Source organism: Saccharothrix stipae (assembly GCF_054781895.1).
This window is the reverse complement of record NZ_BAAGTN010000003.1, coordinates 170,702-187,680: the sequence shown is the minus strand read 5'-3', so window position 1 is coordinate 187,680 and position 16,979 is coordinate 170,702. Positions and strand designations below refer to the sequence as shown.

Genomic DNA, 16,979 nt, shown 5'->3' with positions numbered 1-16,979 from the left:
GATCTTGCCCGGGTCAAGGGGCATCGGGATCCAACGCTCACTTTCGCCGGTGCGGCGCGGCCAGTGCGTCGCGCAGCAACGCGACGGCCGGCAGGATCTCGGTGTCGCCGATGTTGCCGTAACCGAGGACGAGCGCACGTCCCGGCGACCGCCTCGTGCGGTAGTCGTCGAGGTCCACCAGGCGCAGGCCGGCGGCGGCCGCGGCGCGGACCGCGTGGCGGGTGTCGGTGCCGTCGGGCAGGTGCAGCAGGACGTGCAGGCCGGCGGCGGTGCCGGCGACCCGGCCCTCCGGCACGAGCTCGGCCAGCGTGCGGACCAGCAGGTCGCGGCGGGTGCGGAAGCGGCGGCGGGACGCGCGCAGGTGGGCGTCGTACCAGCCGCGGTCGATGAACGTGGCCAGGGCGAGCTGGTCGAGCACCGGCGGCGCGGCGGCGACGAGGTTCGCCGCGCGCAGTGCCGGGGTGATCGCGGCGGGCGCGACCAGCCAGCCCAGCCCCAGGGCGGGCGACAGCGTCTTGCTGACCGAGCCGAGGAGGAAGACGCGGCCCGGGTCGAGCCCCTGCATCACGGCCACCGGGTGGTGGTCGTAGCGGAACTCGGCGTCGTAGTCGTCCTCGATCACGAAGCCGTCCACCTCGCGGGCCCAGCGCAGCAGCCCGGCCCGGCGCTCCGGCGAGAGCACCGCGCCGGTGGGGAACTGGTGTGCCGCGCCCACCACGACGGCCCGTGCGGGCGTGCGCGCCAGCTCGTCCACGCGCAGGCCGTCCTGGTCCACCGGGATCGGGTGCACGCGCAGGCCGGCGCTCGTCACCGCGTCCCGCAGCCGCCCCCACCCCGGGTGCTCCACGGCCACGTCGGTGATCCCTTCCACCGGCAGTGCGCGGCACGTGCGCACCAGGCCGTCGGTGACACCGGCGCACACGGACACGGACGCCGCTTGCACGTCCGCGCCGCGTGAGCGCCGCAGGTACTGCGCGATGGTCGTGCGCAGCACCGCGTGCCCGGCGGGGTCGGGGATGTCGAGGTCGTAGTGCACCGCCGAGCCGATGACCGCGCGCACCGCGTCGGCCCACCGGCGGCGCGGGAACGCCCGCAGGTCGGGCAGGCCGGGCGCGAGGTCGTACCGGATCGGCGGCCGTGCCGGTGCGCGGCGCTCGCGCGGTCTCGTCGGCGTGGGCTCCGGCGACCAGGAGACCCGCGTCGCCGAACCCACCCGGGCGGAGAGGTAGCCCTCGGCGATGAGCTGCCCGTACGCCTCCGTCACGACCCAGCGCGAGCAGCCGAGGTCCTCGGCCAACGCCCGGCTCGGCGGCACGGCGGCGCCCTCCGCGAGGCGACCGTCCCGGATCGCGGTGCGCAGCGCGTGCGCCACGCGGTCGTGCCGGCGGCCGCGCTCCGGCGCGCCGAGGTCCAACAACGTCGCCCACGCGAAATTGGTCCGGGAAACCGCCACGGGATTGGAGCGTAATGCCGATCCGCCTCCGCCTAGCGTGAACGCCATGATTGACAACCTGGCCCTGGGCGCGATGCTGTTCGGCACGGTCACCGACGAGCGCCGGTCGTTCGAGCTGCTGGACCGCTTCGTGGACGCGGGTGGCGAATGGATCGACACCGCGAACTGCTACTCGTTCTGGGAGGACCCGTCCGGTTTCGGCGGGCAGAGCGAGGCGTTGCTCGGCCGCTGGCTGGCCGCCCGGCCGGGGGTCCGCGACCGGGTGCGGATCAGCACCAAGGTGGGCTGCGAGCCGACCGAGGCGGGCCGGTTCCCGGAGACCGCCGAGGGCCTGTCCGCCGGGGTGGTGAAGAACGGGATCGAGGGCAGCCTCCGGCGGTTGGGCACCGACCACGTCGAGCTGTACTGGGCGCACAAGCCGGACCCGGTGACGCCGCTGGAGGAGACGGTCGGCGCGTTCGACGAGCTGGTGGCCGCGGGCGTGGTCGGTCGGCTGGGCTGCTCCAACTACCCCGTCTGGCAGGTCGAACGGGCCCGGCGGATCGCCCGGGACAGCGGCGGCGTCGGCTTCACCGCCGTGCAGCAGCACCACACGTACCTGCGCCCGTTGCCCGGCACGCAGCCCACCGTGGTGCACCGGTTCGGCGCGGTCGGTGACGAGGTGATCCACTACCTGGAGCACCACCCGGACATGGCGCTGTGGGCGTACACACCGCTGTTGAGCGGCCGGTACACCCGTGCCGACAAGCCGCTGCCCGAGGCGTACGACCACGCTGGGACCGCGCGACGCCTGGCCGTGCTGGACGAGGTCGCCGCCGAGACCGGCACGAACCGCAACCAGGTGGTGCTGGCCTGGCTGACCGGCGGCAACCCGGCCGCCACGCCGATCGTCGGCGTCAGCACGGTCGAGCAGCTGGACGACGCGATCGCCGGGGTGTCGCTCGCGCTGACCGACGAGCAGCGCCGACGCCTCGACGGCGCGGCGTGACGGAGCAGGAGACGAACGCGTGATCGACAACCTGGCCCTGGGCGCGATGTGGTTCGGCACGACCACCGACGAGCGCCGGTCGTTCGAGCTGCTGGACCGCTTCGTGGACGCCGGGGGCGGGTGGATCGACACCGCCGACTCCTACGCGTTCTGGGTCGACCCCTCCGGTGTCGGCGGGCAGAGCGAGACGGTGATCGGGCGCTGGCTCGCCGCCCGACCCGGGGTCCGCGACCGCGTCCGGATCAGCACCAAGGTCGGCGCCGCGCCGGGCGAGGGCGGACGGTCCGAAGGTCTGTCCGCCGGGGTGGTCGGGAGTGCGATCGAGGGCAGCCTCCGGCGGCTGGGCACCGACCACGTCGAGCTGTACTGGGCGCACGTCCCCGACCAGGACACGCCGTTGGAGGAGACGGTCACCGCCCTGGACCGGCTGGTGTCCGCGGGCCTGGCCGGCCGGCTCGGGTGTTCCAACTTCCCGGTCTGGCAGGTGGAACGGGCCCGGTGGATCGCACGGGCGAACGGCGGTGCCGGCTTCACCGCCGTGCAGCAGCACCACACGTACCTGCGGCCCCGGCCAGGAGTCCTGCCCACCGTGGTGAGGTTCGGCGCGGTCACCGACGAGGTGATCCACTACCTGGAGCACCACCCGGACATGGCGCTGTGGACGTACACACCGCTGTTGAGCGGCCGCTACACCCGCGCCGACAAGCCGCTGCCCGAGGCGTACGACCACGCCGGGACCGCGCGACGCCTGGCCGTGCTGGACGAGGTCGCCGCCGAGACCGGCACGAACCGCAACCAGGTGGTGCTGGCCTGGCTGACCGGCGGCAACCCGGCCGCCACCCCGATCGTCGGCGTCAGCACCGTCGAGCAGCTGGACGACGCGATCGCCGGGGTGTCGCTCGCGCTGACCAGCGATCAACGGGAACGCCTCGACGCCGCCGTGTGACCCCTGGTCCTCGGCGGCCCGGGATCACCGGAACGTGCTGAGCAGAGGCGTCGTTCACCCGGCGGTCACCTGGCCGTGACGTCCGAGGTCCACTGTGGACTTGCCGGGCCGGGCCGCCGGACCGGGCGTATTATGATCGTCCGATGGTCACCATCGCCGACGTCGCCCGGGCAGCGGGAGTCTCGCCCAGCACGGTCTCGTACGTGCTGTCGGGCAAGCGCTCGATCTCGGAGACGACCCGGCGTCGGGTGAACCACAGCATCCGGGCGCTCGGCTACCGCCCCAACGCGGGCGCGCGGGCGCTGGCGAGCAACCGCACCAACGTGCTGGCCCTCGTCGTGCCCCTGCGCACGGACTTGAACGTTCCGGTGGTCATGCAGTTCGTCGCGGCCACGGTCACCGAGGCCCGCGCCCACGACCACGACGTGCTGCTGCTGACCGCGGACGAAGGCGCGGAAGGCCTGCACCGGGTCGTGGCGTCCTCGCTCGCGGACGCGATCATCGTGATGGACGTCGAAGCGGCCGAGCCGAGGGTGCCCGTGCTGCGCGAGTTGGCCACGCCCGCGGTGCTGATCGGGGTGCCCGCCGACGCGCGGGAGTTGACCTGCGTCGACCTCGACTTCGCCGCCGCCGGGTCGGCGTGCGTCACGCACCTGGCCGACCTGGGCCACCGCGACATCGCGCTCATCGGCCCCTCCCCCGCCGTCTACGACCGCGGCACCAGCTACGCGGGCCGCTTCCTGGACGGGTTCCGGGAGACCGCCGCGCGGCGCGGTGTCGAGGCGGCCGCGCTGGCCTGCGTGCCCACCTACGACGGCCTGCGCGAGTGCCTGGACGGACTGCCCCCGGTCACCGGCCTGGTGGTGCACAACGAGGCCATCCTCGGCCCGCTGCTGTCCGAACTGGCCCGACGGCGCAAGCGGGTGCCGCAGGACGTCTCCGTGCTGGCGGTCTGCCCGCCCGACGTGGCGCAGGCGCAGGCCGTGTCGCTGTCCTCGGTCGACATCCCCGCGGTCGAGCTCGGGCGGCTGGCCGTCGAACTGGCGATGGGTCAGCTCGACGGCCAGGCCGAGCCCGAGGTCCGGCTGCTGGCGCCCCGGCTGACCGCCCGCGACAGCACCGGTCCGGTGGTGGCGGGCCGACGCCGTTGAGGTGCCGGCCCGTGTTCCAGCCCTTGACGAGGATCAGCACGCGGTAGCCGCGACCACCGGGGTGGTCGCGGCGAGCGTGCCCAACGCGACCGCTAACGGCCCCACCGGATCCCGCGCAGGGTCAGGGCGCCGCTCTCGGCGCTGACGAGCACCCCGTCGGGGTGCGAGCCGACCGAGCCGCCGTCCACGGCGTCGACCGCACCCGCGCCGACGAGCAGCAGCCGCCACCGCGACGGCGCGCCCTCGGCCTCGACCCGGATCTCGTCGCCCTGGCGACGCGTGCGGAAGGTCGTGTCGCCCACCACCGTCACGTGGTCGCCGTCGGACAACTGGTACGCCTGGAGCGTGACGCCCTCGGCGTAGTCGTAGTCGGGACGGTCGTCCACCGCGCCGACCGGCAGGACGGTGTCCGGGCGCACGAGCACCGGCGCGGTGAGGAAGTCGCAGCGGTCGCGGACCCACCGAGGGCCCTGCACGGTCTCACCGGTCAGCAGGTGGGTCCAGGAACCCTCGGGGACGTAGTACGACACGTCGCCCTCGTCGGAGAACACCGGCGCCACCAGCAGGTCGTCACCGAGCATGTACTGGCGTTCGAGGTGGGCGCAGCCGGGGTCGTCCGGGAACTCCACCACCATCGCCCGCATCATCGGCACGCCCTCGGCGGCGGCCTGCCGCGCCGCGCGGTCCAGGTACGGCATCAGCCGCAGCTTCAGCTTCGTGAAGTGCCGCAGCACGTCGACGGACTCCTCGTCGAACAGCCACGGCACGCGGTAGGACGAGCTGCCGTGCAACCTGCTGTGCGAGGACAGCAGGCCGAACGCGATCCACCGCTTGAACAACGCCGCCGACGGCGTGCCCTCGAAGCCGCCGATGTCGTGGCTCCAGTAGCCGAAGCCCGACAGGCCGAGCGACAGCCCGCCGCGCAGGCTCTCCGCCATCGACTCGTAGGTGGCCTCGCAGTCGCCGCCCCAGTGCACCGGGTACTGCTGGGAGCCGGCCGTGGCGGACCGGGCGAACACCACCGCCTCGCGGTCGCCGCGCCGCTTGCGCAGCACGTCGAACACCGTCTTGTTGTACAGGTGGGTGTAGTAGTTGTGCATCCGCTCCGGGTCCGAGCCGTCGTGGTAGACCACGTCGGTCGGGACGCGCTCGCCGAAGTCGGTCTTGAAGCAGTCCACGCCCTGGGCCAGCAGCGCGTCCAGCTTGGCCGCGTACCAGGCGCGGGCGGCCGGGTTGGTGAAGTCCACCAGCGCCATGCCCGGCTGCCACAGGTCCCACTGCCACACGTCGCCGTTGGGCCTGCGCAGCAGGTAGCCGTTCGCCTTGCCCTCGGCGAACAGCGGCGACCGCTGCGCGATGTACGGGTTGATCCACACCGAGATGCGCAGCCCTCGGGCGCGCAGCCGCTCCAGCATCCCGACCGGGTCCGGGAACGTGCGCGGGTCCCACTCGAAGTCGCACCAGTGGAACTCGCGCATCCAGAAGCAGTCGAAGTGGAACACGCTCAACGGCAGGTCGCGCTCCAGCATCCCGTCGATGAACCCGGACACGGTCTGCTCGTCGTAGGCCGTGGTGAACGACGTGGACAGCCACAGGCCGAACGACCACGCGGGCGGCAACGCGGGTCGACCCGTGAGCGCGGTGTACTTGCGCAGGATCTCCCGAGGCGTGGGCCCGTAGATCAGGAAGTACTCCAGTGACTCGCCCTCGACGCTGAACTGGACCTTCGACACCGCCTCGGAGCCGACCTCGAACGACACGTGCCCCGGGTGGTCGACGAAGATCCCGTACCCGGCGTTGGTCAGGTAGAACGGGACGTTCTTGTACGCCTGCTCGCTGCTCGTGCCGCCGTCGGCGTTCCAGATGTCCACGGTCTGGCCGTTCTTGACCAGCGGCCCGAACCGCTCGCCCAGCCCGTAGACGGTGTCGCCGACGCCCAGCGTCAACTGCTCGCGGACGTGGTGCGTGCCGTCCACCGTCATGAGGCCCATGCCCTTGACCCCGCTGCCGGTCAACGCACGGCCGTCGGCGGTGAAGTCCACCTGCCACTGCTCACCCCGGTGCACCCGGACCGACAACGCGCCCGAGGTCATCACCACCCCGGCGTCGTCCTCGACCACCTTCGCCTCGTGCGCGCTGTCGGTGGCGAGCTCGAACGCGGGCTCCTTCGCGACCTCCCCGGAGAAGTGGGTGATCCGCACGCCGATCACGTCCGCCATCGGCGAGGTGAGGCCCAGGGTGACCACCGGCCCCTTGAGCATGTCGCCGCGGCGCCGGATCGGACGGGTCGACGCGTGCACGACCACCTCCCCGGTCCCCGCGGTCACGTCGTGCACCTCGACCGGATAGGCGGCCTCGACCCCAGGACGCAGCAGCCAGTACCCGTTGCTGAACTTCACCCGAACTCCAATCGGTAGCGGCTGGTGCCTGCGGGGGATCCTCCGAGCCCGGGTACGTCACTTGACTGCCCCTGCCGTGATGCCGCGGGTCAACGCGCGCTGGAAGATGAGGAAGAAGACGATGGCCGGGATGACACCCAGCAGCGCCGAGGCGCTGGTCATCGTGGCGTCCATCATCCGTTGACCCTGGAGCACCCCGAGCGCCACCGGCACCGTCTGGTTCTCGTTCGAGATCAGCAGCACCAGCGGGAGGAAGAACTCGTTCCAGGTCCAGATGAAGAAGAAGACGAACAGCACGCCCAGGGTGGGCCTGCTGATCGGCACCACGATCCGCACCAACGTCTGCCACTTGTTCGCGCCGTCGATGCGGGCGGCCTCCAGCAGTTCACGCGGGAAGCCGCCCAACGTCGAGGTGAGCAGGTAGGTGCCGAACGCGGCCTGGACCACCGTGAAGATGATGATCACCGCGAGCTTGGTGTCGTACAGCCCGACCTCGTTGGCCAGGAAGTACAGCGGGTAGACCAGCGCCTCCTGCGGCAGGGTGTTCGCGATGAGGAACACCACCAGGATCCACAGCCTGCCGCGGACCCGGCCGATGCCCAGCGCGTAGGCGTTGAACACCGACACCACGACCGCGAGCACGGCCACCGATCCGCTGATCACCACGCTGTTGAGGAGCTTCTCGCCGAAGTCGACGCGTTCCCAGAAGGCGATGATGCCCTCCAGCGACACCCCGCTCGGCAGGGTGAGTGGCCCGCCGGTCGAGTACTCCTCCGGGGTCTTCACCGCGTTGAGCGCCACGATGAGGAACGGCGCCAGCATCACCAGCGCCAGCACGATCATCGACCACAGCACCGCGTGCCGCCGCATCAGCGCTCACCCCGGTTCTGCACGCGCAGGAACACCGTCGTGAGGACCAGGATCAGCACCGTGAGCACGGTCGCGATCGCCGCGCCGTAGCCGACCTGGGTCTTCTCGAAGAAGTTCTGGAACGAGTAGTACGACGGCACGTTGGTCGAGCCGCCCGGTCCGCCCCTGGTCAGCACGTAGATCGGCGCGAACACCTTCAACGCGGCGATCGTGCAGGTCAGCAGCACCACGAAGATCTCCGGCCGGATCTGCGGCACGGTGACGTGGAAGAACCGACCCCACCACGACGCGCCGTCGAGCTCCGCGGCCTCGTGCAACGACGGGTCGACCCGCTGCATCCCGGCCATGAAGATCACCACCGGGTAGCCGACCTGGATCCACAGCATCACGCCCATCACGGTCCACAGCGCCAGGTCCGGGTCGCCGAGCCAGTTCTGCGCGACCGAGTCCAGCCCGACGGCGCGCAGCACCTCGTTCAGCGCGCCGTCCTGCGGGGCCAGGATCCAGCTCCACACGATCCCGGCCACCGCGATGGGCAGCACCTGCGGCAGGTAGACGCACGCCCGCAGCACGGCGGCGTGGCGCGAGCCGAAGTGCTTGCCGATGAAGTCGAACAGGGACGCGGCGATGACGAGCCCCGCCAGGGTCGGCAGGATCGCCATCGCCACCACCAGGCCGACGTTGTGCCGGAACGACGCCCAGAACGTCCCGTCGGACATCAGCCGGGTGTAGTTGTCCAGGCCGATCCACTCCGGCTCGCCCGCGCCGGACCACTCCGTGAAGCTGATGCCGATGTTCATCCCGAACGGCACCAGGATCACCGCGAGCAGCAGCAGGCCGCCGGGGATGAGGAAGAGCAGGTACGAACCGCGGTCGCGGATCGAGGCGGGAACCAGGCTCATTTGCCGACGCTCGCCGTGTTCTCCTTGTAGTAGTCCGCCATCTCGGTGAGCGCCTCGTGCGCGCCGATCTGCCCGGTGATCACCTTCTGCACCGACGACACCTGCGCGTCGTAGAAGCCGGGCGCGGGCCAGTCGGGGTAGAACGCCAACCGGTCGGCGTCGACGAGCGCCTTGAAGTCGTCGTTGAGCTGCTTGACCTTCGGGTCGGTCGGCGGCGTGGCGCTCGGCGCGACCGGGATGCCACCGGCGTCGCGCAGCTTGTCCTGGATCTCCGGCGACATGGTGATCTCGATGAAGTCGTAGGCGTGCTGCTTGTTCTTCGACCCCTTCGGCACCACCCACAGGTTGCCGCTCGACCCGGAGGTCATGCCGGGCCACGGCACCGTCGCCCACTCGAAGTCCTTGACCTGGGCCTGCACCCGGCCGAACCACCAGCTACCGCTGATCATGATCGGGTTCTTGCCCTGCATGAAGGCCAGCCCCATGTCCTCGGCCTTCACGCCGGCGGAGTCCTTGGAGATGTAGCCCTCGCGCAGCCACTTGGCGAAGGTCTCCGCGCCGAAGACCCACGTGTTGTCGTGGAAGTCCACGTCACCGGTGTAGCGCTGGAACCGGTCCACCCAGTCGCGGTCGGCCTTGGTCAGCGCCAACTGGTACCAGATCTGGTGGGCCGGGTACTCCGCGCCGCCGACCGCGAGCGGCGTGGTGCCGGCGGCGGCGAACTTCGCCATCGCGGCGGTCAGCTCGTCCAGCGTCTTCGGCGCGGCCAGGCCCTGCTGGTCGAACATGGTCTTGTTGTAGTAGACCATCACGTACTCGGCGTAGTTGGGGATGCCGTACCACTTGCCGGAACCCATCACGCCGCGGTCGTCGTACTTGGCCGTGGTGTCGATGCCGGGGCCGAGCTTCTTGTCCCAGCCGCGCTTGGTCACCTCGTCGCTGATGTCGGTCAGCAGACCCTGCTTGGACAGCAGGCCGGTGGTCGCGTTGCCCTTGTTGTACAGCAGGATGTCCGGCGCGTCCTTGGAGTTGAGCACCATCGGCGCGGTCTTCTGGATCTGCTCGAAGCCCTTCTCCTCGAACTCGACCTTGACACCGGGGTGGGAGGCCTCGAACTGCTTGATCGCCTCGGCCCACGCCACCCCCATCGCGCTGTCCGGCCCTTCGAAGTGCCACAGCTTGAGGGTGTTGGGGTCGGAAGCCTCGTCCGAGCCACCGCAGCCCGCCACGGCCATCAGGGCCGCGAACGCGGCCACCAGGAATCGCTTGGCCATCAGGATGATCCCTTCACGGTGAGGTTGTCGATCCGGGCCTTCCCCGTGAAGACCAGGTACACGTCCTGTCGACCGGTCGCGTCGCGCAAGGGCGTCGAGACCTCGGTCCAGGAGTACTTGTCGGCCGTGGTCGGCACGGCGAGGGTGCCCACCAGCCTGCCGGTGGGACCACCCAGGCGCACCTCGGCGGTGGTCGGCGCGTCCGGGTTCGCCACCCGGGCCGTCAACGACCGGGAGCGCCGGCCGAGGTCCACGTCGTCGAACGAGATCCACTGCCCGGGTGCGGTCGACGCGACGGCGGTGCCGCGTTCCTTGGTGGTGTCCACCAGGGTCACGCCGGAGTAGTCGTCGAAGTTCTGCGCCGGGGTGGGCCGGCGCAGGTCGCGCGGCGGGATCGGCTCGCCGAACACGCTGACCGTGCGGCTCGACGAGCCGACCGTGAACTCGTGCTGCGCGGTCTCGACGACCCTCTTGTCCCGGGTGACGTCCCAGAAGGACAGGTCGGACACGGGCACCTTGAGCTCGACCGCCTTCGTCTCACCCGGCCGCAGCTCCACCCGGTCGAACGCGCGCAACTGCTTGACCGGCTGCTGGACCCGCGACTTCTTCTGGTGCGAGTACAACTGGACCACCTCGGCGCCCACCCGGTCACCCGTGTTCGTCACGTCCACCCGGACCTTCACCTCGCCGGAGGCGTGGACCACGGACCGGTCCACCTTCAGCTTGGAGTACTTGAACGACGTGTAGCTCAGCCCGTACCCGAACGGGTAGAGCGGCTTGCCCTGGAAGTACTGGTAGGTGTGGCCGGACTTGGAGATGTCGTACTGGAGGATGTCCGGCAGGTCCGCGTCGGACCGGTACCACGTCTGGGTCAGCCTGCCGCTCGGGTTGGTGTCGCCGAACAGCACGTCGGCCAGCGCACGACCGGTCTCCTGGCCCGCGTGCGTGGTCCAGAGGATCGCGGGCAGGTCCGCGGTGTCCCAGTCGCCCGAGTACGGGTAGCTGCTCTCCAGCACCACGATCGTGCGCGGGTTCGCCTTGCGCACCGCGTCGATCACCGCACGCTGACCGGCGGGCAGCACGGTGGTCTTGCGGTCGTCGTCCTCACGGCCGTTGATGAACGGCATGCTGCCTACCACGACGACGGCGGCATCGGCGTCCTTGGCCGCCGCCACGGCGCTCTCCACACCGCTGCGCACGACCTCGCGCCCGAACTTCGTGGCGTTGTCGACCGCGGCGGCGCCCAGGGTGAGCCTGCCGTCCGCGCCGACGACCACGTACCTGTTCGGGCCGAACCACGACTGGGTGACGTCGTTGCCCGCGTACTCCAGCACGAACGAGCCGTCGGCCTGCGCCACGAGCTTGAACTGCTGCTGGACGAACCAGCCGTTGGGCTGCACCGCGTTGTTGACCAGGCTGCGCCCGTCGCCCAGCGACACCGTCCGGCCGTTCGCGGCGGCCCGCAGCGTCACCGTGCCCTCGCCCCAGTCGAACACGTCGAGCCCGCTCGCGTCGGTCGGCGTCGCCTCGGTGGCGGTCAGCGCCGCACCGGCCTGCTCGGCGGACGCGGTCACGTACTTCCCGGTGGCCAGGTTGCGCAACCTGATCCGGTCGACGCCTTCGCTGCCCGTGACCGCCGCGCGTTCCGCCAGGCCCTGCACCGGCGTCATCCGGTAGGGCATGGTGCCGGAGTACCAGTCCTCGTACAGCGTGTCGGCGAGCTGGCCGACGACCGCGACCTTCTTGGTGTCCTTCGTGGACAGCGGCAGGGTCTTGTCGTCGTTGCGCAGCAGCACCATCTGCTCCGCAGCGGCTCTGCGCGCCAGTTCGCGGTGCTCCGGCGCGTCGATGACGTCCGGGGTGATGCTCGCGTACGGGTTGCGGCCCGCCGGGTCGAACTCGCCCAGCCGGAAGCGGATCGACAGCACGTGCCGCGCCGCGTCCTCAACCTCCGCCATGGTCAGCAGGCCCTGGCTCAGCGCGGTCTTGATCGCCGTCGTGGTGGGCTGCGAGTTCTCGTTGTCCTCGGTGAAGTTGTCCAATCCCGCCCGGACCGCCGCCGCGTTGCCCTCCGCCTTGGTGGCGTAGTACCGCTGCGCGCCGCTGACGTTCGACGCGCCCGCCGCGTCACCCACGATCATCAGGTCCTCGTCGGTCCACGACCGCACCACCTCGTCCAGGTCGCGCATGACGTGCGTCGGACGGCCGTTGACCAGGTTGTAGGAGGCCATCACACCGGTCGCGGCGTTCGCCGTGATGGCCGGCTTGAACGCGGCCTCGTCGTAGTCCTTCATGATCCGCGGCGGGACGATCGAGTCGACCGTGACGCGGTTGTCCTCGACGTTGTACGCCAGGTAGTGCTTCAGCGTCGGCGCGGCCTGGAGGTAGTCCGGGTGATCGCCCTGGATGCCCTGGCCGAACGCGGTCGAGATCGCGCCGGTCAGGTAGGGGTCCTCGGAGTAGCCCTCCTCGTTGCGCCCCCACCTCGGGTCGCGCAACAGGTTCACCACCGGCGCCCACAGGTTGAGGCCGTTGCGCGCGGGGTTGCGCGCGTGGAAGCCGCGGGCCTCCCGGCCGGTCACCGCACCGATCCGCTCGACCAGGTCGGGGTTCCAGGTGTTCGCCAGGCCGAGCGCCTGTGGGAAGATCGTCGACTCGCCGAGCCAGGCGACGCCGTGCAAGGCCTCCGTGCCGGTCTTGAACGCGCCGATCCCGAGCCTCGGGATCGGCGGTTGGTACTGGTGCAGCAGCGACACCTTCTCGTCCGCCGTCAACCTGCCCATCAGGTCGTCGATCCGCGCGGCGCGCGGCAGGTCGGGGTCGCGGAACGGCAACTCCTGGGCATGCGCCGGCAGCGGCGCCGAGAGCAGCAACACCACCAGCGATCCCAGGAGTGAGCGACGAGATCTCAACACGAACGGTCCCCTTCGGCGCAGAGCAATCGAAGCGCTTCGATTGGCACCGTAGAGGGCCGACCGCGACCGGCGCAACAGGCTGTTCCCAGGAGTTCGGCTACGCCCGATTCACTTGGCGGGCATGTCTTGACACACCGATGTCACGCGGGATACCACTGTGCCCCCCACCCGCACGTGAACTCCTTGTTTCGCCGAACACCGAATGTTAACGCTAACAGTCCGATCTCCACCGACCCGAGGACGGCCCATGCGCATCCGTTCCCTGCTCGCCGTCATGACCGGCGCGGTCGTCGTCGCGTTCGGCCTGGCCGGGCCCGCACCGGCCGCCCTCGCCGCCGGTCCCGTGCCGCACTACCTGATGACGGCGTTCACCAACAGCAGCGAGTCGAACATGTACGTCTACGACTCCGCCAACGCCACGAACTTCGACCTGGTCCGGTCCAACGCCTACACACCGCCGTCCGGTCTGATCCGCGACCCCAGCGTCATCCGGCACACCGACGGCTACTACTACATCGTCTACACCACCAACTGGACCGGCGACACCATCGGCTTCGCCCGCAGTGCCGACTACACGAACTGGACGTTCCTGCGGAACGTGACCGTGGGGCTGAACGGCGCGACTGGCAGCACCTGGGCACCGGAGTGGTTCAAGGACACCGACGGCAGCGTGCACGTCGTCTTCTCCGCCTCCACCACCGGCACGGCGGGCCAGTTCAGGCCCTACCGGATCACCGCGACCAACGGCTCCCTGTCCGCGTGGACCTCGCCGACGCCGCTGGGCATCCCGGCCAACTACATCGACAGCTTCATCATCAAGGTCGGCGGCACCTACCACAACTTCCTCAAGAACGAGACCACCAAGTACATCGAGCACGCCACCGCGACGTCCCTGAACGGACCGTGGCAGTTCGTCGGCACCGGCAACTGGGCCGGCTGGGGCTCGGGCCTCGAAGGGCCGGCGCTCGTGCAGCTGCCGGACGGCCGGTGGCGCATCTACTTCGACCAGTACGGCAACCGGCGCTACTACTACGCCGACAGCTCCGACCTGAGCACGTTCGGCGCGAAGGTGGAACTGGCGGGCCTGTCCGGCACCGCCCGGCACTTCACCGTCCTGCGGGAGAACGTCGGCGACAGCACCGCCGTGCCCACCGGCAGGCGCTCCCTGCGTTCGGCGAACTTCACCGACCGGTACGTGCGGCACCGCGACAACCTCGCCCGCATCGACCCGATCAGCACCGCGACCGACCGCGCCGACGCCACGTTCACCGTGGTCGCCGGGCTGGCCAACGCGAACTGCTACTCGTTCCAGTCGGTCAACTTCCCGAGCTACTACCTGCGGCACAACAACATGCGCCTGGCGCTGAACACCAACGACGGCTCGGCGGTGTTCCGCGCGGACGCGACGTTCTGCGGACGGGCCGGGCTCGCGGGCGCAGGCACCACGTCGTTCGAGTCGTTCAACTTCCCCGGCCGCTACCTGCGCCACTACAACTACGAGATGCGGCTGGACCCGCGCACGTCCGACGCCGCGTTCGTCGGCGACGCCTCCTTCACCGTCTCTTCTCCCCTGGGCTGACGGCCCGCGGACCCACCCGTGGCACACGACGGGTGGGTCCGCGGTCGCGATCAGGCGGTGAGCAGGGCCAGGCCGTAGGTGGACAGGATCTCGTTGACCGGCTGGAACCAGGTCCGGCCGCCGGACGAGCAGTTGCCGTAGCCGCCGGAGGTGACGCCCTGGGCCTGGTCGCCGGTGATGAACGAGCCGCCGGAGTCGCCGCCCTCGGCGCACACGCTGGTGCCCGCCATCTGGTGCACGTCACCCTGCGCGTAGTGGATGGTCTCGTTGCGGGACTGGATGACGCCGCAGTGCCAGCGGGTCGTGGAGCCGGAGCGGCAGACCGACGTGCCGACCGGCGCCTCCCAGGAGCCCCGCACCAGCGCGTCGGGCACCGTGCCCCAGCCGAGCACGACGGGCACGTTCCACCAACCGCCGCCGGTGCGGACCCACGCGTGGTCGTTGCCGGGGAACGAGGACCCGGCGAACTGGCCCTGCCAGGACCGGTCCCAGCCGTACACCTGCGCGCCGGTGCGGCCGCAGTGCCCGGCCGTCACGTACCCGCCGTGCACGGAGAAGCCGATGGAGCAGCGGACGTTGCCGGTGTAGTACGGGTCGCCGCCGACGGTGCCCGCGGCGAACGGCACGGGCGCGGTGACGCCCTCGGTGTTCACCTCGATCGGGCCGAACCCCCGTGCCTGTGCCAGGAACCGCGCGACCTCATCGGTCTGCACGCCGGGTTGGACGTCGACCACCACCGCGCCGGTGCGCGGGTCCGGGTGCCAACTGGTCACCGCGGCGGGCACCCCGCCCGCCGCGGACAGCGCGTCCACCCGGTCCTTGACCCGGTCGAGCGCCGCGGCGGTCCGCCCGACCAGGCGCGCCTCGACGCCGGTCGCCCGGACCCGCTCGGCCGCGCCGGCGTCGGTCACGCCGACCACGAGCACACCCTCGTCCTGGTCGAACCAGCTGCCGCCGAACGACGACCCGGCCGCGGCCCGCGCGGACGGCGCCCGTTCGGTGGCCTCGGCCTCCTGGGCGATCCTGGTCAGGGCCTGCCCTTCGGTCAGCCCGAACGCGGTCCGCATCGCGGACACCAGTCCCGGTGACAGCCGTTCCGCCGGCCCGGCGTGGGCGGCGGGTGCGACCACCAGGCCGCCGACCACCAGCGCGGCGGCCATCCCGACCCTTGTCAACGTTGTCATGCGCACGCGGTCCTCCTTGTCCACAGGGGGCGCGTGGTCGGTGCAGGCCGACAACGCGCCGGAGCAAGTCCTTGAGAGCGCTCTCACACTGGTACAGACCATGCCAACGTCGTCCCGTGCCGTCAATCCCCCGGTGCTCGTGGTCGGTCGCGGGTGATCGGCGCAAATCCACCCAGGACGGCTCGACCGCCACATACCCTTACCGGGCTCGAACCCGAAACGCAGGCACGAATCAAAGGGGGGTAAGGACTCATGCACCAGCACCGAAGACTCGGCGTCGCCCTGACGGCGGCCCTGACGGCCACCGCGGTCCTGACCGGCACCGCGCAAGCCGCCACCACGAGGACCGACCTGGGCTTGCTGCCGAGCGCGACCTTGGCCTATGCCACGGCGGTGAGCCACACGGGCGTGGTGGTCGGCCGGTCCGGCGGCGACGACTGGCAGCACGCGGTGAGGTGGGGCGCGCGTGGCGGCATCACCGACCTGGGCACGCTGCCCGGCGGGCGGTACAGCACCGCGAACGGGATCAACGGCGCCGGGGTGATCTCGGGCCACTCGGAGGTGGCCGGCGGGACGACTCGCGCGGTCCGGTTCAACCTCGACGGCACCCGCACCGACCTGGGCCTGGTGCCCGGCTACAGCGACACCTTCGGCCTGGGCATCGACGACGCGGACGGGGTCGCCGGCGAGGGTTGGGACCGGTTCGGGGCCGGCCGCCGCGCGGTGAGGTGGGATGCCAACGGCGTGCTGACCGCCTATCCCCTGCCGCCCGGGTACGTCAACAGCCTGCTGGGCGGTATCGCGCCCAACGGCATCGCGGCCGGCAGCGTGTTCGGCAGCGGCCTGCGCGAACTGGCCGTGCGGTGGAACCGGGACGGCACCGTCACCGTGCTGCCCACGCTGCCCAGCGGTGGCGACGCGAGGGCGAACGGGGTGAACCGGTACGGCCAGTCGGTCGGCTACGCGTTCAACAGGAACGGCACCCAGCACGCGGTGCGGTGGAGCCGCGACGGTTTGTCGATCTACGACCTCGGCGCCGCGACCCCGTACAACAGCACCGCGCGGGCCATCAACGACAACGGCGTCGCGGTCGGCGCGGCGCAGGACACCACCGGCGCGTACCGGCCGGTGCGGTGGAGCACGAGCGGCGCCGTCCTCGACCTCGGTCTGCCCGCGAACGTCTCCAGCGGGGACGCGTGGGCCATCAACCGGGCGGACGTGATCGTCGGCACGGCCGGCGGCTGGGGCGGCCCGAGCCGCGCCATCCGGTGGGTCGTCAGCTGATCCCGGCGGGTGCCGTCCGCCCGACGCGGACGGC

12 protein-coding genes are annotated in these 16,979 nt (G+C 71.0%); 5 read left to right on the top strand and 7 right to left on the bottom strand.

The genetic code is table 11. The features are described 5' to 3' along the window. Positions 1 to 37 precede the first annotated feature (37 nt). Positions 38 to 1,453 carry a MocR-like pyridoxine biosynthesis transcription factor PdxR gene (pdxR, locus tag ACYVLT_RS07605; protein ID WP_461119405.1) on the bottom strand — a complete coding sequence of 472 codons (1,416 nt, stop codon included), beginning with the start codon at positions 1,451 to 1,453 and terminating at the stop codon, positions 38 to 40. A gap of 46 nt (positions 1,454 to 1,499) precedes the next feature. Here pdxR and ACYVLT_RS07600 point away from each other — a divergent pair, with 46 nt between their 5' ends. The 3 genes from ACYVLT_RS07600 (at position 1,500) to ACYVLT_RS07590 (ending at position 4,538) form a co-directional block, all read left to right on the top strand. After that, entirely contained in the window at positions 1,500 to 2,441 is a 942-nt protein-coding gene (locus tag ACYVLT_RS07600) for an aldo/keto reductase (RefSeq protein ID WP_461119404.1), read from the top strand. Between the two features lie 19 nt (positions 2,442 to 2,460). After that, complete coding sequence (locus ACYVLT_RS07595; RefSeq protein WP_461119403.1) at positions 2,461 to 3,387, top strand: aldo/keto reductase; 927 nt, start codon at positions 2,461 to 2,463, stop codon at positions 3,385 to 3,387. A 143-nt stretch (positions 3,388 to 3,530) separates the two neighbouring features. Beyond that, positions 3,531 to 4,538, top strand: coding sequence for a LacI family DNA-binding transcriptional regulator (locus ACYVLT_RS07590; protein ID WP_461119402.1), 1,008 nt, complete (start codon positions 3,531 to 3,533; stop codon positions 4,536 to 4,538). A 92-nt stretch (positions 4,539 to 4,630) separates the two neighbouring features. Here the strand turns inward: ACYVLT_RS07590 and yicI are convergent, their stop codons facing one another. The 5 genes from yicI to ACYVLT_RS07565 are packed head-to-tail and all read right to left on the bottom strand — an operon-like array spanning position 4,631 to position 12,862. After that, a complete protein-coding gene (gene yicI / locus ACYVLT_RS07585) occupies positions 4,631 to 6,937 on the bottom strand; it encodes an alpha-xylosidase (RefSeq protein WP_461119401.1) in 2,307 nt (768 codons plus the stop codon). 57 nt (positions 6,938 to 6,994) lie between these two features. Then, positions 6,995 to 7,807, bottom strand: coding sequence for a carbohydrate ABC transporter permease (locus ACYVLT_RS07580; protein ID WP_461119400.1), 813 nt, complete (start codon positions 7,805 to 7,807; stop codon positions 6,995 to 6,997). Further along, positions 7,807 to 8,709 (bottom strand): carbohydrate ABC transporter permease, encoded by a 903-nt coding sequence (locus ACYVLT_RS07575; protein WP_461119399.1) that lies wholly within the window; start codon positions 8,707 to 8,709, stop codon positions 7,807 to 7,809. Before ACYVLT_RS07575 ends, ACYVLT_RS07580 begins: the two co-directional genes overlap by 1 nt. Further along, positions 8,706 to 9,983 carry an ABC transporter substrate-binding protein gene (locus ACYVLT_RS07570; protein WP_461119398.1) on the bottom strand — a complete coding sequence of 426 codons (1,278 nt, stop codon included), beginning with the start codon at positions 9,981 to 9,983 and terminating at the stop codon, positions 8,706 to 8,708. Before ACYVLT_RS07570 ends, ACYVLT_RS07575 begins: the two co-directional genes overlap by 4 nt. Next, positions 9,983 to 12,862 carry a glycoside hydrolase family 3 protein gene (locus tag ACYVLT_RS07565; protein ID WP_461119397.1) on the bottom strand — a complete coding sequence of 960 codons (2,880 nt, stop codon included), beginning with the start codon at positions 12,860 to 12,862 and terminating at the stop codon, positions 9,983 to 9,985. Before ACYVLT_RS07565 ends, ACYVLT_RS07570 begins: the two co-directional genes overlap by 1 nt. A gap of 283 nt (positions 12,863 to 13,145) precedes the next feature. On the opposite strand from ACYVLT_RS07565, the gene ACYVLT_RS07560 reads away from it, so the two are divergent. Beyond that, on the top strand, positions 13,146 to 14,477 hold the full coding sequence (locus ACYVLT_RS07560; protein WP_461119396.1) for a glycoside hydrolase family 43 protein: 1,332 nt from the start codon (positions 13,146 to 13,148) through the stop codon (positions 14,475 to 14,477). Positions 14,478 to 14,527: 50 nt separating this feature from the next. Here ACYVLT_RS07560 and ACYVLT_RS07555 read toward each other — a convergent pair whose 3' ends face one another. Next, entirely contained in the window at positions 14,528 to 15,661 is a 1,134-nt protein-coding gene (locus tag ACYVLT_RS07555; protein ID WP_461119395.1) for a S1 family peptidase, read from the bottom strand. Between the two features lie 252 nt (positions 15,662 to 15,913). On the opposite strand from ACYVLT_RS07555, the gene ACYVLT_RS07550 reads away from it, so the two are divergent. Beyond that, complete coding sequence (locus tag ACYVLT_RS07550) at positions 15,914 to 16,945, top strand: hypothetical protein (protein ID WP_461119394.1); 1,032 nt, start codon at positions 15,914 to 15,916, stop codon at positions 16,943 to 16,945. Positions 16,946 to 16,979: the final 34 nt, after the last annotated feature.